This window comes from Burkholderia sp. MSHR3999 (assembly GCF_000833595.1).
In the GTDB taxonomy this organism is placed as follows: Bacteria; Pseudomonadota; Gammaproteobacteria; order Burkholderiales; family Burkholderiaceae; genus Burkholderia; species Burkholderia ubonensis.
Genome location: NZ_JRFO01000006.1, coordinates 1,001,534 through 1,023,926, shown reverse-complemented (window position 1 = coordinate 1,023,926; position 22,393 = coordinate 1,001,534). Strand labels below are relative to the sequence as shown.

20 protein-coding genes, 2 tRNA genes and 1 pseudogene are annotated in these 22,393 nt (G+C 67.4%); 17 read left to right on the top strand and 6 right to left on the bottom strand.

Annotated features, from left to right (window positions below):
• The first annotated feature begins 256 nt into the window (after nt 1–256).
• The 3 genes from KY49_RS22030 to KY49_RS22020 are packed head-to-tail and all read left to right on the top strand — an operon-like array spanning nt 257 to nt 2,489.
• On the top strand, nt 257–1,039 hold the full coding sequence (locus tag KY49_RS22030) for an amino acid ABC transporter substrate-binding protein (RefSeq protein ID WP_042586607.1): 783 nt from the start codon (nt 257–259) through the stop codon (nt 1,037–1,039).
• A gap of 14 nt (nt 1,040–1,053) precedes the next feature.
• Nucleotides 1,054–1,734, top strand: a complete 681-nt coding sequence (locus tag KY49_RS22025; RefSeq protein WP_042586606.1) for an amino acid ABC transporter permease — start codon at nt 1,054–1,056, stop codon at nt 1,732–1,734.
• Nucleotides 1,731–2,489, top strand: coding sequence for an amino acid ABC transporter ATP-binding protein (locus KY49_RS22020; protein WP_042586605.1), 759 nt, complete (start codon nt 1,731–1,733; stop codon nt 2,487–2,489). Before KY49_RS22025 ends, KY49_RS22020 begins: the two co-directional genes overlap by 4 nt.
• A gap of 14 nt (nt 2,490–2,503) precedes the next feature.
• On the opposite strand, the gene KY49_RS22015 is transcribed toward KY49_RS22020, so the two are convergent.
• Nucleotides 2,504–3,061, bottom strand: coding sequence for a hypothetical protein (locus KY49_RS22015; protein ID WP_042586604.1), 558 nt, complete (start codon nt 3,059–3,061; stop codon nt 2,504–2,506).
• 250 nt (nt 3,062–3,311) lie between these two features.
• Between KY49_RS22015 and KY49_RS36005 the strand changes: the two are divergent.
• Nucleotides 3,312–3,530 (top strand): annotated as a pseudogene (locus KY49_RS36005) (hypothetical protein); the annotation flags it as partial.
• Between the two features lie 300 nt (nt 3,531–3,830).
• On the opposite strand, the gene KY49_RS22005 reads toward KY49_RS36005, so the two are convergent.
• Nucleotides 3,831–3,906 (bottom strand) — tRNA-Lys (locus KY49_RS22005).
• Between the two features lie 195 nt (nt 3,907–4,101).
• On the opposite strand from KY49_RS22005, the gene KY49_RS22000 reads away from it, so the two are divergent.
• Together KY49_RS22000 and KY49_RS21995 are read left to right on the top strand one after the other, a co-directional pair.
• Nucleotides 4,102–4,506, top strand: coding sequence for a PaaI family thioesterase (locus KY49_RS22000; protein ID WP_042586602.1), 405 nt, complete (start codon nt 4,102–4,104; stop codon nt 4,504–4,506).
• A gap of 10 nt (nt 4,507–4,516) precedes the next feature.
• Nucleotides 4,517–5,383, top strand: coding sequence for a patatin-like phospholipase family protein (locus KY49_RS21995; protein WP_042586601.1), 867 nt, complete (start codon nt 4,517–4,519; stop codon nt 5,381–5,383).
• 42 nt (nt 5,384–5,425) lie between these two features.
• Here the strand turns inward: KY49_RS21995 and KY49_RS21990 are convergent, their stop codons facing one another.
• Complete coding sequence (locus KY49_RS21990) at nt 5,426–6,439, bottom strand: D-2-hydroxyacid dehydrogenase family protein (protein WP_042586600.1); 1,014 nt, start codon at nt 6,437–6,439, stop codon at nt 5,426–5,428.
• 424 nt (nt 6,440–6,863) lie between these two features.
• Here KY49_RS21990 and KY49_RS21985 point away from each other — a divergent pair, with 424 nt between their 5' ends.
• A complete protein-coding gene (locus tag KY49_RS21985; protein WP_010090306.1) occupies nt 6,864–7,913 on the top strand; it encodes a LysR family transcriptional regulator in 1,050 nt (349 codons plus the stop codon).
• Between the two features lie 115 nt (nt 7,914–8,028).
• Here the strand turns inward: KY49_RS21985 and KY49_RS21980 are convergent, their stop codons facing one another.
• From KY49_RS21980 to dprA, 3 genes are all read right to left on the bottom strand, one after another.
• Complete coding sequence (locus KY49_RS21980) at nt 8,029–10,626, bottom strand: DNA topoisomerase III (RefSeq protein WP_042586599.1); 2,598 nt, start codon at nt 10,624–10,626, stop codon at nt 8,029–8,031.
• 190 nt (nt 10,627–10,816) lie between these two features.
• Nucleotides 10,817–11,197 carry a thioredoxin family protein gene (locus KY49_RS21975; protein ID WP_042586598.1) on the bottom strand — a complete coding sequence of 127 codons (381 nt, stop codon included), beginning with the start codon at nt 11,195–11,197 and terminating at the stop codon, nt 10,817–10,819.
• A 40-nt stretch (nt 11,198–11,237) separates the two neighbouring features.
• Complete coding sequence (gene dprA, locus KY49_RS21970; RefSeq protein ID WP_042586597.1) at nt 11,238–12,443, bottom strand: DNA-processing protein DprA; 1,206 nt, start codon at nt 12,441–12,443, stop codon at nt 11,238–11,240.
• 185 nt (nt 12,444–12,628) lie between these two features.
• Here dprA and def point away from each other — a divergent pair, with 185 nt between their 5' ends.
• The 10 genes from def (at nt 12,629) to queC (ending at nt 22,370) form a co-directional block, all read left to right on the top strand.
• Nucleotides 12,629–13,132 (top strand): peptide deformylase, encoded by a 504-nt coding sequence (def, locus tag KY49_RS21965; protein ID WP_042586596.1) that lies wholly within the window; start codon nt 12,629–12,631, stop codon nt 13,130–13,132.
• 35 nt (nt 13,133–13,167) lie between these two features.
• Complete coding sequence (fmt, locus tag KY49_RS21960; protein ID WP_042586595.1) at nt 13,168–14,151, top strand: methionyl-tRNA formyltransferase; 984 nt, start codon at nt 13,168–13,170, stop codon at nt 14,149–14,151.
• A gap of 111 nt (nt 14,152–14,262) precedes the next feature.
• A complete protein-coding gene (locus KY49_RS21955) occupies nt 14,263–14,904 on the top strand; it encodes a LysE family translocator (protein WP_042586594.1) in 642 nt (213 codons plus the stop codon).
• 105 nt (nt 14,905–15,009) lie between these two features.
• Complete coding sequence (htpX, locus tag KY49_RS21950) at nt 15,010–15,867, top strand: zinc metalloprotease HtpX (RefSeq protein WP_042586593.1); 858 nt, start codon at nt 15,010–15,012, stop codon at nt 15,865–15,867.
• Between the two features lie 192 nt (nt 15,868–16,059).
• Nucleotides 16,060–17,457, top strand: a complete 1,398-nt coding sequence (gene rsmB, locus KY49_RS21945) for a 16S rRNA (cytosine(967)-C(5))-methyltransferase RsmB (protein WP_042586592.1) — start codon at nt 16,060–16,062, stop codon at nt 17,455–17,457.
• Nucleotides 17,454–18,044, top strand: a complete 591-nt coding sequence (locus KY49_RS21940; RefSeq protein WP_042586591.1) for a DUF4390 domain-containing protein — start codon at nt 17,454–17,456, stop codon at nt 18,042–18,044. Before rsmB ends, KY49_RS21940 begins: the two co-directional genes overlap by 4 nt.
• On the top strand, nt 18,034–20,472 hold the full coding sequence (gene esaS, locus KY49_RS21935) for a sensor histidine kinase EsaS (protein WP_042586590.1): 2,439 nt from the start codon (nt 18,034–18,036) through the stop codon (nt 20,470–20,472). The genes KY49_RS21940 and esaS overlap by 11 nt, the downstream gene beginning before the upstream one ends.
• Nucleotides 20,473–21,174 (top strand): response regulator transcription factor EsaR, encoded by a 702-nt coding sequence (gene esaR, locus KY49_RS21930; protein WP_042586589.1) that lies wholly within the window; start codon nt 20,473–20,475, stop codon nt 21,172–21,174. It abuts the gene before it with no gap.
• Nucleotides 21,175–21,235: 61 nt separating this feature from the next.
• Nucleotides 21,236–21,311: transfer RNA gene (locus KY49_RS21925), tRNA-Phe, on the top strand.
• A 324-nt stretch (nt 21,312–21,635) separates the two neighbouring features.
• Entirely contained in the window at nt 21,636–22,370 is a 735-nt protein-coding gene (gene queC / locus KY49_RS21920) for a 7-cyano-7-deazaguanine synthase QueC (RefSeq protein WP_042586588.1), read from the top strand.
• Nucleotides 22,371–22,393: the final 23 nt, after the last annotated feature.

Genomic DNA, 22,393 nt, shown 5'->3' with positions numbered 1-22,393 from the left:
TATGGCCCACGGCGCGGGTGATACCGCGTTGTGGCTTCTGTAACCACCCGTAACGCCTCGCCGCGCGAGGTTTCGTCTGACGTTCGGGCTCAGAGGCCGTCGCGACGCGGTTCGCGCGTTATTCGCCGCGCTCATATCGTTAGCCGATTTGCGTTTTTGCCGGCCATCGGGCCGTCGGTAGAATTCGCGGACCGCTCGCGCGGCAGGTCGCGCCGGCGAGATCGATCACCTTGTCCAATCATTCGGGGTCCGTGCCATGAAACTCATCCGCTCCATGCTGCTCGTCGCGTTGCTGCCGATCGTGGCGGCTGCGAACGCCTTCGCCGCAGACGACCTCTCGCACATCAAGTCGTCCGGCGTATTCCGGGTCGGCACCGAAGGCACGTACGCGCCGTTCACGTATCACGACGAGACGGGCCGGCTGACGGGCTTCGACGTCGACATCGCGACCGCGATCGCGCAGCGTCTCGGCGTGAAGCCGCAGTTCGTCGAGGGCAAATGGGACGGGCTGATCGCGGGCCTCGACGTGAACCGTTACGACGCGGTCGTGAACGAAGTGGCGATCACCGACGCGCGCAAGGCGAAGTACGACTTCTCCGCGCCGTACATCACCTCGCGCGCCGTGCTGATCGTGCGTGCGGACAACACGACGATCCGGTCGTTCGACGACCTGAAGGGCCGGAAATCGGCGAACACGCTGACGAGCAACTTCGGCAAGCTCGCCGCCGCGCACGGCGCGGACGTCGTCGCGGTGCAGGGCTTCAACGAGTCGATCGACCTGCTGACGTCGGGGCGCGTCGACGCGACGGTCAACGATTCGCTGTCGTACCTCGACTTCCGCAAGCACAAGCCCGACGCGAAGCTGAAGATCGCGGCGACGGACACGTCCGGCGCGGGCGACCAGTCGGGCGTGCTGATCCGCAAGGGCAGCCCCGAGCTGCGCGCGGCGATCGACAAGGCGCTCGCCGACATCAAGGCGGACGGCACTTACGCGAAGATCTCGCAGAAGTACTTCGGCCACGACGTGTCGCAACAGTGACGCGGGGCTGAACCATGCCGGCGTGGCTGCACCTGATGGCGCAATCGCTGTGGCCCCTGCTGTACGCGGGGCTCGTGTTCACGGTGCCGCTGACGCTCGCGTCGTTCGCGATCGGCCTGCTGCTCGCGTTCGCCGCCGCGCTCGCGCGCCTGTTCGGGCCGCGCTGGGCGCAGGCGGCCGTGCGCTTCTACATCTGGCTGTTTCGCGGCTCGCCGCTGCTCGTGCAGCTGTTCGTGATCTTCTACGGGCTGCCGAACGTCGGCATCGTGCTCGATCCGCTGAGGGCGGCCGTGATCGGCTTCTCGCTGAACGTCGGCGCGTACAACGCCGAGGTGATTCGCGGCGTGATCGAATCGATCCCGAAGGGGCAGTGGGAAGCCGCCTATTCGATGGCGATGACGCGCGCGCAGGCGCTGCGCCGCGCGATCCTGCCGCAGGCGGCGCGGGTCGCGCTGCCCGCGCTGTCCAATTCGTTCATCTCGCTCGTCAAGGACACGTCGCTCGCGGCGGTGCTGACCGTGCCGGAGATCTTCCAGGCCGCGCAGCGCATCGCGGCCGTGACCTACGAGCCGCTGATCCTCTATACCGAGGCAGCGGTGATCTATCTGCTGTTCAGCTCGGTGCTGTCGACGCTGCAGCAGCGCCTCGAAACGCATTTCGGCCGCCATGCGCGGTTCCACGCGGAGCTGCGATGATCCGGCTCGAACGCATCGACAAGTCGTTCGGCGCGCAGCGGGTGCTCGCGCAGGTCGATCTCGCGCTGAAGCCCGGCAGCGTCACCGCGCTGATCGGCCCGTCCGGCAGCGGCAAGAGCACGCTGTTGCGCTGCGTGAACCTGCTCGAGGTGCCGGAAGCCGGCGCGCTGACGGTCGGCGACGCGCACGTCGAATTCTCGGCTGGCAGCCGGCCGTCGCGCGACGCGGTGTTCGCGGTGCGCCGGCAGACCGGCATGGTGTTCCAGAACTTCCAGTTGTTTCCGCATCTGACGGTCGTGCAGAACGTGATGGAGGGGCTCGTCACGGTGCAGAAGTGGGGCCGCGATCGCGCGCGCGAGCGGGCGCTCGCGTTGCTCGCGAAAGTCGGCATCGCGGACAAGGCCGACGCATGGCCGTCGACGCTGTCGGGCGGCCAGCAGCAGCGCGTCGCGATCGCACGCGCGCTCGCGCCGTCGCCGCAGGTGCTGCTGTGCGACGAGCCGACGTCGGCGCTCGATCCCGAACTGTCCGTCGAAGTGGTCGAGGTGCTGCGGCAGCTCGCGCGCGAAGGCACGACGATGCTGATGGCGACGCACGACCTGCGGCTCGCCGCGTCGATCGCGCACGATGCGGTGTTTCTTGCGGACGGGCGGGTGGTGGAAAGCGGGGCGTCGCGCGACTTGTTCAGCCGGCCGCGCGATGCGCGCACCGCGCGGTTTGTCTCGACGCTTGCGCAGGCGGCGGTGGTGGTTTGAGCGGCGCGGGCAGATCATTGACGCGTTGCCGCGTTCTTCAAGGCTTCCGCGATTCCGTTGCGGTAGTTGAGGGGGACATCGTCTCCCGATAGCCCTTTCAGAATCTCCGTGTACACGACGTGTTCGTCAATTGTTCCGGCGTTCACGTTGTCTTGCACGAACCTGGCATATCGGCTTCGCGTGTCGAATCCGAGGGCGGAACCCAAAAATAACCATGGCGCACCCATGAGAAGCATGAGGGACGGCTTGGGCAGCGTCGCCAGCGCGAAGACGTGTTCTCTGGTCACGCACGACTCCAGGCGTCGGAGTTCTTCCGTCAGGTACTGACGCGTCGGCATGGTTGCCGACCGCTTGATTCGGGAGGTCAGGTAATCCACGAAGGATGCGTCGTTCCGGACGGTTGCCGGACAGACAAGATCACTTGCTCTGTGAACCGCCCGAATGCACGACGGCTTTTGGCGCGCCATCTCGATGAAGCCGTTGTCGGTGGCAACGCATGCGAGGTGCAGGACATACGAGTCGCATATCCCCGAGATATTTTCTTTGACGATCGTCGCGAGCCCATCAGTCATCGTTGAAGCGGATCCTTGTCCTTGATATTGAGCCTCGCGTCGCCCGGCACCCTTCATGGACGCTGATACACGTACATGTCGCCGACGCAGCGAGAGCAGGTGGAACTGCGGCTGGCGCCATGAGCGACGGCATGGACACGGCGCATGGCCCGCCTTCAGGCTGCATTGCACATTTGTCTGCAGAATCGCGCAAGAGAGTGCTGTTAGCGCGCTGACAGAAAAGTAGGGAAAAAGTAAAAAAAGGATTGTGATGAGTGTGCAAGACATCGTGAGGGCGATGCAAGGGGCACTGCTCCAGCAAGATCGGCTGCTGAAACTCGATACCCCACTCGGGGACAATGTGCTGTTACCCCAACGTAGCTTGGGCTGGTCCCGGATCGGCCGGCATTTCGATTTCACGCTCGATGTCCTGTCGACGCGCAACGACCTCAAGCTGAAATCGCTGATCGGGCAGCCCGTTACGCTCTGGAACGGACTCTACATTGTCACCGTACTAAACGCGGGGAGCCGGTCAAGCGTGGATTTGGGGGCGCCGGTTGCACTCGAGGGGCACAAGACAACCTGTGGGGCGGTCTTGCTCGCGCAGCGTGGCGAAGGAGAGTGACGGGAGAGCGCGTTTTCATCGCCCCTAGGTTGGTTCGGCCGTTGTCCGATGCTGTCGTTCAGGCAACGGTCGAGCGAAGCACTTCAGTTCGGCAAGCCGTGTCGCACTGGCATGCCGAAAAGCAAAAAGCCCGGTCAGCTTTCGCTGACCGGGCTTCAAAATGCTTGGTGGGGCGTGAGTGACTCGAACACTCGACCTACGGATTAAGAGTCCGCTGCTCTACCAACTGAGCTAACGCCCCCAACAGAAGTGGAATTATGCACGGGTTTTTTACCCCTGACAAGCCCTTTCTGCAAATTTCTCGAAAATATTTCGTCACGAACATGCGGGCCGGTTGAGGTGGCAACGAGCGATCGCAGTTTGCGCGCTCCCGGTATGATGACGCCCACACCTGTTTTTGCGCGGCGGTCGCGCAACATTTCCTGGACATTCGAAGATGGACGAAAACGCAGTCCGCGAATTGCTGGACCGCTTGCTGGCCCCGTGGGTCCGCTCGCTCGGTCTGGTCCCCGTATCGATTGCCGACGACAGCATCACGCTGCGCTTGCCTTTTTCCGGCGAATTCCGTCATTCCGGCGGCGTGATTTGCGGCCAGGTGTTCACGGCCGCCGCCGATACCGCGATGGTGGTGGCCATCTCGTCCGCGCTCGGCGAGTTCCGGCCGATGACGACCGTCTCGCTCAACACGAACTTCATGCGGCCGGTGCGCAAGGGCGACGTGCTCATCACCGCGCGCGTGCTGCGGATGGGCCGCAACCTGGTGTTCGGCGAGGTCGAGTTGTTCGACGAGGACGGCAAGATGGCCGTCCATGCGACGTCGACCTACGCGCTCGTCAGCTGAGCGGCGCGCGATGTTCGACCAGATCGTGTTCGCGGGCGGCGGCAATCGCTGCTGGTGGCAGGCCGGCTTCTGGGACGTCGCGCAGCCGGCGCTCGCGCTGCGGCCGCGCGTGATCGCCGGCATCTCGGCCGGCGCCGCGACCGCGTGCATGCTGTATACGCGCGACGCGGCATGGGTGATGCGCTATTACGAGGAGGCGCTGCGCCACAACCGGAAGAACGCGTACTGGGGCAACCTGTTCGGCCGCGAGCCGGTGTTTCCGCACTATCGGATCTACCGGCAGGCATTGCTCGACATCTACGGCGAGCCGTTCGCGAAGCTCGCCGGCGCGCCCGAGATCCGCATCGGCGTGTCGCACGTGCCGCGCTGGCTCGGCGCGCGCAGCGCGGTCGCGGCGGGGCTCGTCGCGTACAACATCGAGAAATACGTGCGCAAGACGCTGCACCCGACGCTCGGCCGCGCACTCGGTTTCCGGCCGGAATTCGTGCGCGCGCAGGACTGCGCGCACGTCGAGGATCTCGCCGACCTGATCCTGCAGTCGTCGTGCACGCCGCCGTTCACGCCGGTTCTGCGCCGCAACGGCCGGCCGGTGCTCGACGGCGGGATGGTCGACAACGTGCCGGTCGGCGCGCTCGACGCGTCGCCGGGCCGCGTGCTGGTGCTCGTCACCCGGCTGTACCCGCGGCCGCAGATGTTCACGGTCGCGCACGGCGAACAGCAGCGCCTTTACGTGCAGCCGTCGAGCAAGGTGCCGATTTCGAGCTGGGACTACACGAGCCCGTCGCAGATGCGGCATGCATACGATCTCGGCCGGCGCGACGGCGAGCACTTCCTCACGCGCATCGACGCGATGACGGGCGGGCGCGCCGCGGCCTGACGGTCGGCTGGCGGTTCAGGGGCGGGCGCGTCCGGGGGGCGGTCAGCGCTTGCGGATCGGCGTCAGCGCTTCCGGGTTGGCGACGTTCGACATGTCGCCCTGGTCGAACGCGAGGATGTTCCTGAACGCCGCGCTGAAATACAGCTCGTAGCTTTCGCGCTCGACGTAGCCGATGTGCGGCGTGCAGATCACGTTCTCCATCCGCAGCAGGCTGTAGCCCTGCAGGATCGGCTCGCTCTCGAACACGTCGATCGCGACCATCCCCGGACGGTTGTGCGACAGCGCGTTGACGAGCGCGTTTTCCTCGAGCAGCTCGGCGCGGCTCGTGTTGACGAGCAGCGAGGTCGGCTTCATCCGCATCAGGTCGTCCTGCTTGACGATGCCGCGCGTGTCGTCGTGCAGGCGCAGGTGCAGCGACAGCACGTCGCTCTGCTCGAACAGCGCCTCGCGGCTGTCGGCCGCGGCATAGCCGTCCGCGCGCGCTGCCTCGAGCGAATGCTCGCGGCCCCACACCAGCACGTTCATCCCGAACGCCTTGCCGTATCCGGCGACGAGCCGGCCGATCTTGCCGTAGCCCCAGATCCCGAGCGTCTGGCCGCGCAGCACCTGGCCGAGGCCGAAGTTCGGCGGCAACGCCGACGTCTTCAGGCCGGACTGCTGCCACGCGCCCTGCTTCAGGTTGGCGACGTACTGCGGAATCCGGCGCTGGGCGGCCATGATCAGCGCCCAGGTCAGCTCGGCGGGCGCGATCGGCGAGCCCGAGCCTTCGAGCACCGCGATGCCGCGCTCGGTGCAGGCCTCGAGATCGATGTGGGTCCCGATGCGGCCGGTCTGGCTGATCATGCGCAGATGCGGCAACTTGGCGAGCAGTTGCGACGAAATCGGGGTGCGTTCGCGAATCAGCACGAGCGCTTCGACTTCCGCCAGGCGGCTCGCGAGTTGTCCCAGGCCGCGCACCGTGTTGTTGAAGACCTTCACGTCGTGGTCGGCGAGCATCTGGAAGCAATTCAGCTTGCGGACGGCGTCCTGGTAGTCGTCGAGGATGGCAATTTTCATGGTTTGCGGGAATCGCGCGTTGAAAGCAGGGGCGGCGGCGCGCGGTCGCGCCTCGTCCCGCCCGGCCGGGGCCGACATGATGCAATGTCGAGCGGCCTCGTGGTGTCTTTTTAACAGGTTGTTACGCCCTGCCGCAATTGGCGCCGGCCTGCTCCGGCGCCGTGTTTGCGCCCCCCCGCCGGCCGCCGATGCCGTGCCGCATCAAATACGTCCTTCCTGAATCCGTCGCTTGGGCGCCGAGGTTCACCCAATTGTTGCTCCAATCAGAATAATTGGGTCATTTTTCCGGCAGTGGCGAGGATGTTTGACTGTTTTTATCGGCTACGGCGGGTTTGTTGAGCAACTCTGCATCAATTCCGCTGTCGTAGGAGAATTACGCATTTGCTTCATCTTTTTGAAGCGGTAACAGCGGCAGGAGTCGTTAATGGATCATTTGCAGTCGATGCGAGTGTTCGTCAAGGTTGCGGATCTCGGGAGTTTCGCGCGGGCCGCAAGTGCAATGGATATCTCCAACGCGGTCGCGACCCGTCACGTCGCCGATCTGGAAGGCCGTCTCGGCACGCGCCTGCTCAATCGCACCACGCGCAGCCTTTCGCTGACGGAGTCCGGCCAGGTGTATCTGGAGCGCGCGCGCCAGATTCTGGACGAACTCGAAGACGTCGAGCAGATGGTCGTCGCCCGTAACCACGAGCCGGTCGGCACGCTGCGCATCGTTGCGCCGGTCGTGTTCGGCCTGCATAACCTCGCGCCGGTGCTGCAGACCTATACCGAGCAATTTCCGAAAGTGGTGCCGGATCTCACGCTGGTCGACCGGCAGGTCGACCTGGTCGAGGAAGGCTTCGACGTCGGCATCGTGGTGACGCGCCAGATGCGCAGCGCGAGCATCGTGACGCGACGGCTGACCACCGGCTGCATGACCGTCTGCGCGACGCCGAGCTATCTGGAAAAGCACGGCGTGCCGACGCATCCGGAACATCTCGCCGAGCATCCGGGCCTGAGCCTGCCGAGCGAATACTGGGGCGACGACCGGGTGTTTACGGGGCCGGATGGCGAAGTGCGGGTGCGGCCGACCAACGTGGTCGTCGCGAACAACACCGCGATGCTGCGCCAGTTCGCGCTGCTCGGGATGGGCGTCGCGATCCTGCCGAGCTACCTGATCGGCAGCGACATCGCGCGCGGCGCGCTCGTGCGGCTGTTGCCGGATTTCCGTCTGCCGCAGGTCGAGATCAACATCGCGTACCCGAGCCGCCGCCATCTGCCGGCGAAGGTGCGCACCTTCATCGACCACCTCGTCGAGCATTTCAGCCATTCGACCGATGCGACGATGGGCGAGCAGTGGGCGGCGCAGGGCGTCGCGCCGGCGCCGATCGGCGTCGAGATGCGCCCCGAACGGCCGGACCAGGTCGATTCGACGGTCTCGTCGCGCCTGCCGCGTTCGCCACGGTCGCGGGTTGCCGTGCCGTCGCCACTGTAGCGCGGGGGGGCGGGGCGGTGATCGGACCGCCCGCGCAATAAAAAACGCGGATCGAGCGATCGATCCGCGTTTTTCGTCGGCCGGCCGGGCGCGGGGTGCGCCGGGAGGCAAGCCCTTACGAGCCGGTCTTGCGCGCCGTCGTCTTCCGCGCAGCGGTCTTGCGGGCCGGCGTCGGCTTCTCGTCGGCGCCTTCCGTCACGGTTTCGGCTTCCTTCGTCGCCGATTTCGCCGTCTTCTTCGCCGCTGCCGCCTTCGGCTCCTTCTTCTCGAACTCGAAGCCGATCTTGCCGTCCGGCTGCTTCACGAGGTACGCCTTGAAGTTGCGGCCGGTGCGCGACGACTTGAAGTTCGGCAGCAGGTCGGTGCGGCCGTCGGCGAGCAGCTTGCCCATCTGCTCGCGGGTGATTTCCTGCTGCAGGATCACCTTGCCCGAGCGGAAGTCGCAGGTCTTCGGGTTGGCGACCGAGTGCTCGCACACGTAGCTCATCCCGTGCTCGAACACGCGGCCCTTGCATTTCGGGCAGGCGCCGACCGGCTCCTGCGCGGAGAAGTCCGGCGCCTCGCCTTCCTCGCCGCCCTGGTCCTGGCCGAAATCGAACTCCAGCTTGTAGTTCTTCGTCTCGTCGTCGAACGAGAGCTTCAGGATTGCCGAGAACGGCCGCCCCATCTTGCTGCGGAAACCGGACAGCGGGCCGATCTCCTTCTTCTGCAGCAGTTCCTCGACTTCCGCGATCTCGAACTGCCGGCTGCCCGGGATCTTCGAGATCGAGAACTCGCACTTCGTGCACGCGAAGCGCCGGTAGTTTTCCTTCACCTGGCCGCCGCAGTTCGGGCACGGCGTCTCGAGCGTCGCGTAATCGCCGGGGATCGTGTCGGAATCGTATTCCTTCGCGCGCTTGACGATCTGCTGCGTCATGCGGGCGATTTCCTGCATGAACGCGTCGCGCCCGAGATTGCCGCGCTCCATCTGCGACAGCTTGTATTCCCATTCGCCGGTGAGCTCCGGCGCGGTCAGTTCCTTCACGCCGAGCCCGCGCAGCAGGGTCATCAGCTGGAACGCCTTCGCGGTCGGGATCAGCTCGCGGCCTTCGCGCACGAGGTATTTCTCGCCGAGCAGCCCTTCGATGATCGCCGCGCGCGTGGCCGGCGTGCCGAGCCCCTTCGCGGCCATCGCCTCGCGCAGCTCGTCGTCCTCGACCAGCTTGCCCGCGCCTTCCATCGCGGAGAGCAGCGTCGCTTCCGAGTAGCGTGCGGGCGGTTTCGTCACGAGCGCCACCGCGGCGATCTCGTCCGTTTTCACCTTCTCGTCCTTCTGCACCGGCACGAGGTTCGCGTCCGCGCCTTCGGCGTCGCGGCCGTACACCTGCAGCCAGCCCGGCTCGACGAGCACCTTGCCTTCGGTCTTGAAGTGATGGCCGGCCACCTCGGTGATCCGCGTCGTGACCCTGTATTCCGCGGCGGGGAAGAACACGGCGAGGAAGCGCTTCACGACGAGGTCGTAGAGCTTCTGTTCCGGCTCTGACAGCGATTTCGGCGCCTGCAGCGTCGGGATGATCGCGAAGTGGTCGCTGATCTTCGAGTTGTCGAAGATCCGCTTGTTCGGCTTCACCCAGCCCTTGTCGAGCACCTGCTTCGCATGCGGCAGGTAGTTGTGGCTCTCCTTGAGCATCTCCATCGTCGACTTGACCGTCGCGATGTAGTCTTCCGGCAGCGCGCGCGCATCGGTACGCGGATAGGTCAGCACCTTGTGCTTTTCGTACAGCGCCTGCGCGAGACCGAGCGTGTTCTTCGCGGAGAAGCCGAAGCGGCTGTTCGCTTCGCGCTGCAGGCTCGTCAGGTCGAACAGCAGCGGCGACAACTGCGTCGACGGCTTCGATTCCTCGCTGACGGTGCCGATCTGGTCGCGGCAGGCCGCGACGATCGTCTCGGCGGCGGGCAGGCTCCAGAGCCGCGAGTCGCGCTTTTCCGGATCGAATTCGTCGCGCTTGAATTTAGGGTCGTACCACTTGCCTTCATAGAAGCCGCCCGCGCACGCGAACGCCGCCTTCACTTCCCAGTAGTCGCGCGGGACGAAACGGCGGATTTTCTCTTCACGTTCGACGACGATCGACAAGGTTGGCGTCTGAACGCGGCCGACCGTGGTCAGGAAGAAGCCGCCGCCCTTGCTGTTGAACGCGGTCATCGCGCGGGTGCCGTTGATCCCGACGAGCCAGTCGGCTTCCGAGCGGCAGCGGGCCGCGTCGGCGAGCGGCTGCATGTCGGAGTCGCTGCGCAGGTGCGCGAAGCCGTCGCGGATCGCCTGCGGGGTCATCGACTGCAGCCACAGGCGCTGGACCGGCTGCTTCGCCTTCGCATGCTGCACGATCAGGCGGAAGATCAGCTCCCCTTCGCGCCCCGCGTCGCATGCGTTGATCAGGCGGTCGACGTCCTTGCGCTTCATCAGCTTGGTCAGCACCTTGAGGCGCGACTCGCTCTTGGCGATCGGATTCAGGTCGAAATGCGGCGGAATGACGGGCAGGTGCGCGAAGCTCCACTTGCCGCGCTTGACCTCGTACTCTTCCGGGGCCGCGATTTCGAGCAGGTGGCCGACAGCGGACGACAAGACGTACTCGTCGCTCTCGAAGTATTCGTCATGCTTCGTAAAGCCACCCAAAGCGCGCGCGATGTCGTTCGCGACAGAAGGCTTTTCCGCAATGATCAGAGCTTTGGACATGACTGTGTGTGTGGTAGACCGGGTTTGCCGGTTGTGGGTCCCTTTTACGACGGCTTTATAGCACACGGCGCCATGACGGCGGCTCGGCGTGCAAAAAGCGGCTCATCATAGTGGGGGGGCGTGACGGCGGCAAGCGTGCGGCGCAGCAGGGCGCGCTTTCGCGCGAAATACCGCGGCACCGGCACGCGGCTCAGGCCTCGACGTTCAGGATGTTGCGCAGTTTTGGTGCATGCGGCACGCCCGGCAGCGCGGTCAGGTCGGACAGCATCCGCTCGACGATGGCCGCGTGCGGGAGCACCGTGCCGAAGAAGCGCGCGGCGTTGGCGTCCTCGATCAGGATCGTCGGGAAATTCTCGACGTCGAGATCGTCGAGCCGGTCGGCATGCGTTTCGATGTCGATCCATGCGAAGCAGGCCTCGGGATGCGCGTCGGCGAGCTGGTCGAAGGCGGCGCGGTAGTCGCGGCAGGTGCCGCACCAGTCGGCGCACAGGCAGGCGACGAGCAGCGTGCCGGGATGGCGGAGGCGCTCGGCGATCCGATCCGCATCGGTGTCGAGATTCAGCGCGGGCATGGGTTTCCTTGCATGAAGTCGGCGGGCGGCGCAGCCGCCCCTATGCGGGGGAATGTAGCACGCCGCACGCAAGCTGCGGCGCGGCCGGGCCGCCGAGCCGGACGAAGCGGCCGCCGGCCACGCTCGCGACGCGGCCGGCCAGTTCGAGCGCGAGGAGCGCCCGGTGGAGCGCGTCGTCGGACAGGCCGCTGCGCTCGGCCAGCCATTCGTACGTCACGGGGCCATATCCGAGCGCGGCAAGGACGGCCTGCTCGGTCGCGTCGCCGGATGTCGCGGCGGCCGGCGCCGCGTCGCCCGGCGATTCCGTGCGCAGCCCATATTCGTCGAGGACGTCCTCGGGCGTTGCGGTGAGCTTCGCGCCGTCGCGGATCAGCGCGTGGCAGCCTTGCGCAAGCGGCGCGTGGATCGAGCCCGGCATCGCGAACACGTCGCGGCCCAATTCGTTCGCGAGCCGCGCGGTGATCAGCGAGCCGGAACGCGGCGCGGCCTCCACGACGAGCGCGCCGCTCGCCAGCGCGGCGATCAGCCGGTTGCGCTGCGGGAAGTGCGCGGCGCGGGCCGGCGTGCCGAGCGGCCACTCGGAGACGATGGCGCCGTGCGCGGCGATCTCGTGTGCAAGCGCGCGGTGCCGCGCCGGATAGACGAGATCGGCGCCGGTGCCGATCACCGCGATCGTGCTCGAGCGGCCGTCCAGCCCGCCCCGGTGCGCGGCGCCGTCGATGCCGAGCGCCAGCCCGGAGACGATCGCGAGCCCGGCGTCCGACAGGATGCGCGCGAAGCGCGTCGCATCCGCGAGGCCCTGAGGCGTCGCGTGCCGGCTGCCGATGATCGCGATCCCGCGCGCGTGCAGCAGCGCGACGCGCCCCTTTACATATAGCAGCGGCGGCGGGTCGTGCAGGTCGAGCAGCCGCGGCGGATACGCGGGATCGCCGAGCGGGACGATGCAGTTGCCGGGCGCGTCGCGCCACGCGAGCGCCGCGGCGGCCCGTGCGTCCAGGTCGGCGCGCTCGCTCGCGCGCACGGCCTGCGCCGCCGCCGGGCTGCTCGCGGCGGCGATCGCGTCGTCCGGCGCGTCGATGAGCGCGCGCGGCGAGCCGAACGCGTCGAGCAGCACGCGCAGCACCGCGGGCGTCAGTCCGGGCGCTTCGGCGAGCTGCAGCCAGGCGCGCAGCGCGGCGGCGCTCAGCGGGTGCGGCGACATGAGGAAACCGTCGAATGCGACGGCCAGCGAGACGCGTGTCGCCATGTTAAAATTTTCATCATCCGAAATAATCCGATGGGGCTGCGCGCAGGCGCGCGGCCGGTTGCAGGTCGCGTGATACGCGGGCGTTGATTCGCCGCGCATCCGCCTCATCTTCGTCGCATCCCCGCGGCTGGGCCAGTCGGCCGGATGGCCGACGCGAACCGCCGATTTACCGATTACCGAACGCCATGGCTTTGCTGAACATCATTCATTACCCCGACAAGCGGCTGCACAAGGTCGCCAAGCCCGTCGACAAGGTCGACGACCGGATCCGCAAGCTCGTCGCCGACATGGCCGAAACCATGTATGCCGCGCCGGGCATCGGCCTTGCCGCGACGCAGGTCGACGTGCACGAGCGCGTGATCGTGATCGACGTCTCGGAAGACAAGAGCGAGCTGCGCGCCTTCATCAATCCGGAGCTCGTGTGGTCGAGCGACGCGAAGCAGGTCTACGAGGAAGGCTGCCTGTCGGTGCCGGGCGTCTACGACGAAGTCGAGCGTCCGGATCGCGTGCGCGTGCGCGCGCTCGACGAAAAGGGCGAGACGTTCGAGCTCGACTGCGAGGGCCTGCTGGCCGTGTGCATCCAGCACGAGATGGATCACCTGATGGGCCGCGTGTTCGTCGAATACCTGTCGCCGCTCAAGCAAAGCCGCATCAAGTCGAAGATGAAGAAACTCGAACGCGCGATGTGACGCGTGTTCGCCCTGCCTGACCACGATCCGTTGTCATGACACATTCGTTGCGCGTCATTTTTGCCGGCACGCCGGAATTCGCCGCGGCCGCACTCGCCGCGATCCACGAGGCGGGGTTTCCGGTGCCGCTCGTCCTTACGCAGCCTGACCGCCCCGCCGGGCGCGGGATGAAGCTGCAGGCGAGCGCCGTGAAGCGCTATGCCGTCGAGCACGGCATCCCCGTCACGCAGCCGCCGTCGCTGCGCCGCGCGGGCAAGTACCCGGCCGAGGCGGCCGACGCGATCGAGCTGCTGCGCGCGACCCCGCACGACGTGATGGTGGTTGCCGCATACGGCCTGCTGCTGCCGCAGGAGGTGCTCGACATCCCGCGCCACGGCTGCATCAACATCCATGCGTCGCTGCTGCCGCGCTGGCGCGGCGCCGCGCCGATCCATCGCGCGATCGAGGCGGGCGACGCTCAGACGGGCGTCACGCTGATGCAGATGGATGCCGGGCTGGACACCGGCGCGATGCTGCACGACGCGCGCGTCGCGATCGCGCCCGACGACACGACCGCGACGCTGCACGACCGGCTCGCAGCGGAAGGCGCGCGCCTCATCGTCGACGCGCTGGCGCAGCTCGAGCGCACCGGCAGCCTGCCGGCCACGCCGCAGCCGGCCGACGGCGTGACGTACGCGGAGAAGATCGGCAAGCACGAGGCCGCGCTCGACTGGCGCGAGCCCGCGGACGTGCTGGCGCGCCGGGTGCGCGCGTTCGATCCGTTCCCGGGCGGCGTCGCGACGCTCGACGGCGCGGCGCTCAAGCTGTGGGCGGCGGCGCCCGTGGACGCGCGCGGCGACGCGGCGCCGGGGACGATCGTCGACGCGGGCCCGGAGGGCGTGATCGTTGCGTGCGGCAGCGGCGCATTGCGCGTCACGCAACTGCAGAAACCGGGCGGCAAGCGGCTGCCGGCGCGCGAATTCCTGGCCGGCGCGCCGCTGGCCGCGGGCCAGCGGTTCACGCTTCCCGACGCGTCCTGAGCGTCATTCGACACGGCTCGCCGGCGGCGCGCAATCGGCCGAACGGCCGAGTCGCAACGCACGGCGCGCGCGCGTAGAATTTCCCTGCGCTTTCCCGGCTCCGAGGTTTTCATGCTTGGCATCACCCATTTCGGCTTCTTTCTCCTGGCGGTGTTCCTGCTGAACGTCACGCCCGGTCCCGACACCGCGTACATCATCGGCCGCAGCGTCGCGCAAGGCCGCGGCGCCGGGCTGATGTCCGCGCTCGGCATCTCCGCCGGCTGCTGCGTGCACGCGCTCGCCTGCGCGTTCGGCCTGACTGCGCTGCTGGCCGCGTCGGCCACGGCGTTCACGGTGATCAAGCTGGTGGGCGCGGCCTACCTGATCTACCTGGGCGTGCGGATGATCCTCGCGAAGCCGGCGGCCGGGGCCGATACGGCGCGGGCTGCGCCGGTCGCGGCCGCCAAGCCGTTGCGCCAGCTGTTCATGCAGGGCTTCTGGACGAACGTGCTGAACCCCAAGGTCGTGCTGTTCTTCGTGTCGTTCTTCCCGCAGTTCGTGTCGGCCGGCAGCGCGCACAAGGCACTGGCGTTCCTGACCCTCGGCGCGGTGTTCGTCGTGATGAGCACGATCTGGAACAGCATGCTCGCGTGGGTCGCGGGCAGCGTGACGCGCCGTTTTTCCGGCAAGCCGGGCGTGAAGAAGTGGCTCGACCGCACGGTCGGCAGCGCGTTCGTCGGACTCGGCCTCAGGCTCGCAGCTTCGCAACGCTGAGATTGAATTTTTCTGATACGCCCTTATCTAACAGATCGCTTACAACCTTCCGCCGCGCCCCTCGAGGCATCCGGCGGGTGCTGCATTCGGACAAGGAGTGGACGTATGTTCAATTGGGTCAAAACCGCGATGCTGATGGCCGCGATCACGGCCCTGTTCATCGTGATCGGCGGGATGATCGGCGGCTCGCGCGGCATGACGATCGCGCTGCTGTTCGCGCTCGGCATGAATTTCTTCTCGTATTGGTTCTCCGACAAGATGGTGCTGCGCATGTACAACGCGCAGGAAGTCGACGAGAGCACGGCGCCGCAGTTCTACCGGATGGTGCGCGAACTGGCGACGCGCGCGAACCTGCCGATGCCGCGCGTGTACCTGATCAATGAAGACGCGCCGAACGCGTTCGCGACGGGCCGCAACCCCGAGCACGCAGCCGTCGCGGCGACGACGGGCATCCTGCGCGTGCTGTCGGAGCGCGAGATGCGCGGCGTGATGGCGCACGAGCTCGCGCACGTGAAGCACCGCGACATCCTGATCTCGACGATCACCGCGACGATGGCGGGCGCGATCTCGGCGCTCGCGAATTTCGCGATGTTCTTCGGCGGGCGTGACGAGAACGGCCGTCCGGCCAATCCGATCGCGGGCATCGCAGTCGCGCTGCTCGCGCCGATCGCCGGCGCGCTGATCCAGATGGCGATCTCGCGGGCGCGCGAGTTCGAGGCGGACCGCGGCGGCGCGCAGATTTCCGGCGATCCGCAGGCGCTCGCGTCGGCGCTCGACAAGATCCATCGCTACGCGGCGGGCATCCCGTTCCCGGCGGCCGAGGAGCATCCGGCCACCGCGCAGATGATGATCATGAATCCGCTGCACGGCGGCGGCCTGCAGAACCTGTTCTCGACGCACCCGGCCACCGAGGAGCGCATCGCGCGCCTGATGGAAATGGCGCGCACGGGCCGTTTCGACTAAGCGTCCCTGCCGCCTCGTGCGCGGCAATGGACGCACACGCTTTGCCTCACCCCGCATGCGCTGCGCTGCGGGGTGTTCCACTTGTGCGTCCCGAAAAGGGGCGCGTATGCGCCCACGCTACAATGCGCGGTTTGGGATCGCGGCGGCCACGCAGCCGCCGCGGCTCCCGTTGCTTGCCGACGCCTCGATCCGATGACACGAAACCGCACCTCCGCCAAACCTTCGTCCGGCCGCCCGGCTCGCCTGTCCGCACTGCATCTCGCGCCCGAATCGCTCGGCTTCGCGCTCGATGCGGCCGCGCAGGCGGTCGACGCGGTGCGCCGCGGCACTGCGTTGCCGGCCGTGCTGGCGACGGTGTTCGCGGGGATGGCGTCCGGCGCGCAGGCGCTTGCGCGCGGCGCGACGCAGGACGTCGCCTACCGGACGATGCGCCGCCTCGGCAGCGCCGACTGGCTGATCGGCCGGCTCGTCAGCAAGGCGCCGCCCGCGCATGTCCAGGCCGTCCTCGCGTGCGCGTTCGCCCTGCTGCTCGATGAAGGCGACGCCGCCGCGTATCCGGCGTTCACCGTCGTCGACCAGGCCGTGACCGCGATCGGCGCGCGTCGCGAGGTCGCGTTCGCGAAAGGGATGGTCAACGCGGTGCTGCGGCGCTTCCTGCGCGAGCGCGATGCGCAGGTCGCGGCGATGCAGGACGATCCGGTCGCGCGCTGGAACTACCGTGCGTGGTGGCGCGACGCAGTGCAGGCCGCGTGGCCCGACGGCTGGCAGGCGATGCTCGCGGCCGGCGACCGTCCCGGCCCGCTGACGCTGCGCGTGAATGCGCGCCGCACGACCGTCGACGCGTATCTCGATACGCTGCGCACGCACGGCATCGACGCGGCCGCGATCGGCAAGCATGCGGTGCGGCTCGCCTCGCCGCTGCCGGTCGAACGCATTCCAGGCTTCGCCGACGGCGTCGTCTCCGTTCAGGACGCGGGCGCGCAGCTTGCCGCCGAATGGCTCGGCGCGGCCGACGGGATGCGCGTGCTCGACGCCTGTGCAGCGCCCGGCGGCAAGACCGGGCATATCCTCGAGCTCGCCGACGCGGAAGTCGTTGCGCTCGAAAGCGACGCCACCCGCGCGACGCGCATCGGCGAGAATCTCGCGCGGCTGTCGCTGGTCGCGGACGTGCGCGTCGGCGACGCGGGCGCGCCCGGCGAATGGCACGACGGCCGGCCGTTCGACCGCATCCTCGCCGACGTGCCGTGCTCGGCCTCCGGCATCGTGCGCCGTCATCCCGACATTCGCTGGCTGCGCCGCGAGGCCGACATTCCGGCGCTCGTCGCCGAGCAGCGCCGCATCCTGTCGGCGCTGTGGCCGCTCGTGAAGCCGGGCGGCGAACTGCTGTACGTGACCTGTTCGATCTTTCCGGAAGAGGGCGAGCTGCAGGCGCGCTGGTTTGAAGCGGCTTGTGAAGATGCGGTACGATTGGACGCGCCCGGCCAGCTGCTGCCGCGCGCCGCCTCGGGCGGGGCGCAGGCAGGCGCGGCCGGTCCCGACCAGAACACCGATCACGACGGATTTTTCTACGCGCGGTTTCAGAAACGGTGACGATCAAACACCTTTTTCCACTTCGGCTCGCGGCCGTGCTGATGGTCGCATTGGCCCTGTGCCTCGCGGTCGCGAGGCCGGCGCGCGCCGAATCGATCGCCGTGCAGCGCGCGTCGCTGCAGTCCGACGGCAGCGGCTGGAGCCTCGACGCCCGCTTCGACTTCGAGCTGAATTCGAACCTCGAGGACGCCGTCAACAAGGGCATCCCGCTTTACTTCACGACCGATTTCGAGCTGAGCCGCGCGCGCTGGTACTGGTTCGACGAACAGCCGGTGTCGGTGTCGCAGACGATCCGCCTGTCGTTCCAGCCGCTCACGCGCGAATACCGCGTGTCGACGGGCGGCCTGCAGCTCGGCTTCGGCACGCTGAAGGACGCGCTCGCGGTCGTCAGGCACATCACGTCGTGGCACGTGATCGACCGGAACCAGGTGCGCCAGGGCGAAACCTATACGGCCTCGGTGCGGATGCAGCTCGATACGGCGCTGATGCCGAAGCCGTTCCAGGTCGACGCGGTGAACAACCGCGACTGGACGCTCGGGTCGGACTGGAAGCGCTTTACCTTCACGGTGACCGAACGTGCTAAATAGAGTGCGCCGCGCGGCCAGCGGGAAGAGCCTGCTCGTGCGCGTGATCGTTTCGACCGTTGCCCTTACCGCGCTGCTGCTGCTCGTGCTGCTGGCGGCCGCGAGCGCGAACACCGAATTCTTCGATCGCTACTACTCGTGGCTGTACGCGACCAACATCGTCGTCGCGCTGGTGTTCCTGCTCGTCGTGCTCGGCCTGATCGGCATGATCGTCGTGCGCCTGAGGAAGGGCAAGTTCGGCACGCGGCTGCTTGCGAAGCTCGCGGTGTTCTTCGCGCTCGTCGGCGTCGTGCCGGGCGGCATCATCTACATCGTGTCGTACCAGTTCGTGTCGCGCAGCATCGAATCGTGGTTCGACGTGAACGTCGAAACCGCCTTGACCGCCGGCCTGAACCTCGGCCGCGGGATGCTCGACGCATCGCTGTCCGACCTGCAGACGAAGGCGCGCCTGATGTCCGACCAGCTCGCGAGCGCCGATACGAACACGAACGGCACGACGCTCACGCTGCTGCGCCTGCGCGACCAGTTCGGCGTGCAGGACGCGACGATCGTCGAGCCCGGCCGCAGCGGCCCGGGCGCCGCGCCCGACCTGCACATCGTCGCGCAGGCGTCGGGCAATTTCGCGGCGCTGATCCCCGACGACCTGCCGACGCCGCTGATGCTGAACCAGGCGCGCGAACGCGGCGCGTACGCGGCGATCGAGGGCGAGGTCGACGGCGATCCGCATGCGCACGGCGCGAAGGGCGCGCTGCGGTTGCGCGTCGTGCGGCCCATCCCGGATGCGTCCACGTCGCTGCTGCAGCCGGCCGAACGCTTCCTGCAGCTCACGCAGCCGGTGCCGCCGACGCTCGCGCACAACGCGGACGCCGTGCAGCGCGCGTATCGCGAATACCAGGAAAAGGCGCTCGGCCGCACGGGCCTGCGCAAGATGTACATCGGCACGCTGACGCTCGCGCTGTTTCTCGCGACCTTCATCGCGATGATGCTCGCGCTCGCGCTCGGCCAGCAGCTCGCGCGGCCGCTGTTCCTGCTCGCGCAGGGGACGAAGGAAGTCGCGGAAGGCGACTACACGCCCAAGCGCGAGATCAAGTCGCGCGACGAGCTCGGCTTCCTCACGCAGGCGTTCAACGCGATGACGCGCCAGCTGTCCGAGGCGCGGCTCGCGGTCGAGAACAACCGCATCGCGCTCGAGCATTCGAAGGCCTATCTCGAGAGCATCCTCGCGAACCTGACCGCGGGCGTGTTCGTGCTCGACCGCCAGTTCAGGCTGACGACCGCGAACCGCGGCGCCGAGCGAATCTTCCGGCAGCCGTTCGATGCGCTGATCGGCGCGACGCTCGACCAGGTCGGCGTCGTCGCGGAATTCGGCGCGATGGTGCGCAAGGCGTTCGCCGATCGCGAGGCGGCGTCCGACGGCGGCAGCGGCGATCACGGCCATTGGCAGCAGCAGTTTGCGGTCGAAGTGCCGGGTGAAGCCGATCCGCTGACGCTGCTCGTGCGCGGCGCGCGTCTCGTGTCGACGGTGGAAGGACAGGCGGACGATCCGCAGACGTCCGGCTACGTCGTCGTGTTCGACGACATCTCCGACGTGATTTCCGCGCAGCGCTCGGTTGCGTGGGGCGAAGTCGCGCGGCGGCTCGCGCACGAGATCAAGAACCCGCTGACGCCGATCCAACTGTCGGCGGAGCGGCTGCAGATGAAGCTGTCCGACAAGCTCGCGCCGACGGATGCGGACGTGCTGAAGCGCGGCGCGACGATGATCGTCAACCAGGTCGCGGCGATGAAGCGGATGGTCGACGATTTCCGCGAATATGCGCGCACGCCGCCGGCGGTGCTCGCGAACCTGCAGCTCAACGAGCTGGTGAGCGAGGTGCTCGGGCTCTACGGCGTCGGCGAGGGCAAGAGCACGATCGTCGTCGAGCTCGCGCCGCTGCCGGTGATTCGCGGCGACGCGACGCAACTGCGCCAGGTGATCCACAACCTGCTGCAGAATGCGCAGGATTCGGTTGCGGAAGTCGCGCAGCCGCGTGTGTTGATCGAAACCAAGACAGTAGAATATGGCGATCCCGACACCGAGGGCAAAACGCGTGTCGCGGTTCGCCTGACCGTGTCCGACAACGGTCCGGGCTTTCCGGCGCGCATCCTGACCCGCGCGTTCGAGCCTTACGTGACGACGAAGGCGAAGGGCACGGGCCTCGGGCTGGCTACGGTGAAGAAAATCATCGACGAGCACGGCGCGCGGATCGACCTGCGCAATCGCATGCACGGCGAGGTCGTCGAGGGTGCGCAGGTGTCGATCCTGTTCCTCCAGCTGGCGAGCGATGCGCCGGACGCCGGGCATGGCGTGCAGGGCGTGCAGGGCGTGCAGGGCGTGCAGGGCGGGACGGCCCCCGCAAAGACAAAAGCAAGTGTGCAGACAAAGGCAGCGTAAATGGCAACCATCCTGGTGGTAGATGATGAAATGGGCATCCGGGAATTGCTCTCGGAGATCCTCAGCGACGAAGGACATGTCGTCGAGGCGGCGGAGAACGCGCAGGCCGCGCGTGACTACCGCCTGAATCAGACGCCCGATCTCGTGCTGCTCGATATCTGGATGCCCGATACCGACGGCGTCACGTTGCTCAAGGAATGGGCGGCGCAGGGGCTGCTGACGATGCCCGTGATCATGATGTCCGGGCATGCGACGATCGACACGGCCGTCGAGGCGACGAAGATCGGCGCACTCGATTTCCTCGAGAAGCCGATCGCGTTGCAGAAGCTGCTGAAGGCGGTCGAACACGGGCTCGCGCGCGGCGCGGCGCCGGCGACCGTCAACGCGGTGGCGAAGCCGGGGGCAGGGCCGGCCGCGGGGCCGGCGGCGATCGCGTCCGCGGCCGCGTTGCCGACGCTCGGCGACGACACGGTCGCGACGCTCGGCCTCGTGGGGCAGACGGCGGCGATTCCGTTCGACATCCCGTTGCGCGAGGCGCGCGACGCGTTCGAGCGCGCGTACTTCGAGTACCACCTCGCGCGCGAGAACGGCAGCATGACGCGCGTCGCGGAGAAGACGGGCCTCGAGCGCACGCACCTGTATCGCAAGCTCAAGCAGCTCGGCGTCGAGCTCGGCAAGAAGCCGCCGGAGGGCATCGCGTAAAAAACTTCACGAAAGTGCTTGCGCAACGCCAGATAACTCGATATACTTTCTCTTCTTCGTTGGCCCGGTAGCTCAGTTGGTAGAGCAGCGGATTGAAAATCCGCGTGTCGATGGTTCGATTCCGTCCCAGGCCACCAGCATTTCGAACCCCAAGAATCGCTAGATTCTTGGGGTTTTTCGTTTGTGGTGGCGTGCGCTGCCCGGCGGCATTTGCGGCGACGTGATAAAATCCGTGCCCGCTCAATGACTTAGCGCGTCGCTTCGTGTGCATCGCGAAGCGGGCGGTCCGGCATCGCGCCGCTTTGAGGCGCCGATGTCGCGCGATGGGCGGCATAAGCGTCCCGTCGTCTTTGAGGCAGGCGGCCCCGCCTATACTGGTCGAGCCGGCACGCGCCGGGCGGCCCTCGCGACAGCCGGTCGCCCGGGCGCGGCGCGAGCCTACACATTCACGGAGTATCACGGTGATTCGGACAGACGCTAAAGACGGCGCGCTCGTGTTGTTTTCCGGCGGGCAGGACTCGGCCACGTGCGTGGCGTGGGCCCTCGAACGCTATCAGACGGTCGAGACCCTCGGCTTCGACTACGGCCAGCGCCATCGCGTCGAGCTGGAGTGCCGCGAAGGCGTGCGCGACGCGCTGAAGCGCCAGTTTCCCGCGTGGGCCGGCCGGCTCGGCGACGATCACATGATCGACCTGTCGGTGCTCGGCGCGATCAGCGACACCGCGATGACGCGCGCGATCGAGATCGAGACGTCGGCGAACGGCCTGCCGAACACGTTCGTGCCGGGCCGCAACCTGCTGTTCATGACGATCGCCGCGGCGATCGCCTATCGCCGCGGGCTGCGCGTGCTGGTCGGCGGGATGTGCGAGACCGACTTCTCCGGCTATCCGGATTGCCGCGACGACACGATGAAGGCGCTGCAGGTCGCGCTGAACCTCGGCATGGACACGCGCATCGTGCTCGAGACGCCGCTGATGTGGCTCGACAAGGCGCAGACCTGGCAGCTCGCCGAGCAGCTCGGCGGCCAGGCGCTCGTCGAGCTGATCCGCGTCGAGACGCATACGTGCTACGTCGGCGAACGGGCGGAACTGCACGACTGGGGTTTCGGCTGCGGCGAATGCCCGGCGTGCAAGCTGCGCAAGCGCGGCTACGAGGCCTACCTGAAGGGCGAGCGCGTGACCGAAGCGCCGCTGTGACGCCCGCGCGCCGGCGGCGCACA